1 protein-coding gene is annotated in these 858 nt (G+C 70.6%); it reads right to left on the minus strand.

Features of this window, described 5'->3' with window-relative positions; translation table 11 throughout:
• Positions 1-162: 162 nt before the first annotated feature.
• Positions 163-621: a DUF5994 family protein gene (locus tag A9X05_RS12555; RefSeq protein ID WP_067758662.1), complete on the minus strand. Its 459-nt coding sequence runs from the start codon at positions 619-621 to the stop codon at positions 163-165.
• Between the last annotated feature and the right edge of the window lie 237 nt (positions 622-858).

Here is an 858-nt window from a genome sequence, read left to right on the forward strand (position 1 = left end):
GAGGCGCGCGACCAGGTGAAGCCGGCGTTTCTGACCGCCGGCTCCATCCTGCGGGCCGCGCACCAACAGTGCGGCACACAGCTCGGAGCAACGCGCCCTCACCGCCCTGCGCGAGCACCAGGAGAGCACCGTCGGTTCAAACGGCAAGAACGGCGAGCACCACTAGCCTCGCGCTGGTTCGGTGACAGCCGTGCCGCACTGTTGGTGCGCGGCCCGCAGGATGGAGCCGGCGGTCAGAAACGCCGGCTTCACCTGGTCGCGCGCCTCGACGGGTAGGTCGGCCGCGCAGCGCAACACCATCAGGGCGAGCGCGCTGTAGGTCGCGTACGGGATGACCAGCAGGTTGACGCGTGCGTCGGCCCCGATGACGGTCATCACGTGCTGACGTTTCCGTTCCCATCCGGACCAGTTCAGGTCGGGCGGCCGCTGCAGCGGTGGCCAGTTGACGTTGATGGACTCGACCTCCCCAAGCAACGGGGTCAGGACGGCGATCAGCTCGGGCAACTCGTTGGTGATGCGGTCCGCGCGTGGCCACCACGCGCCGTCGATCGCCCGCCCGAGCTCACGCCCCACCGACAGCCGGACGGGGTTGGCTCGACGTCGGCGTTCCGGCGCGCTCATCGACGGGCTCGGCGGTCGTGGCCGGTTGTGGCATCCACGGGCGGTTTCCTTCACGTCGGCGTCGTTCGCCCCGGCGGGCGCGGGGCGGACGGAGGAATCGCATTGCCCGTGGGTGGCACCCGCACCGATCGCACGGACCACCGCTGACAACGAAACGGCTCGCCGTCGACGCTACGCCCCCGGTGACCTGTCGGGACGGCCAGGGTGACCCCACCGACGCCGGAATCGCCCCGGTGT

The organism is Mycobacterium sp. E3298 (assembly GCF_001666895.1).
Lineage (GTDB): Bacteria > Actinomycetota > Actinomycetes > Mycobacteriales > Mycobacteriaceae > Mycobacterium.

What these genes read in the sequence shown, in the direction of transcription:
- A9X05_RS12555 (WP_067758662.1), bottom strand. Translation starts at nt 621, where the DNA reads ATGAGCGCGCCGGAACGCCGACGTCGAGCCAACCCCGTCCGGCTGTCG.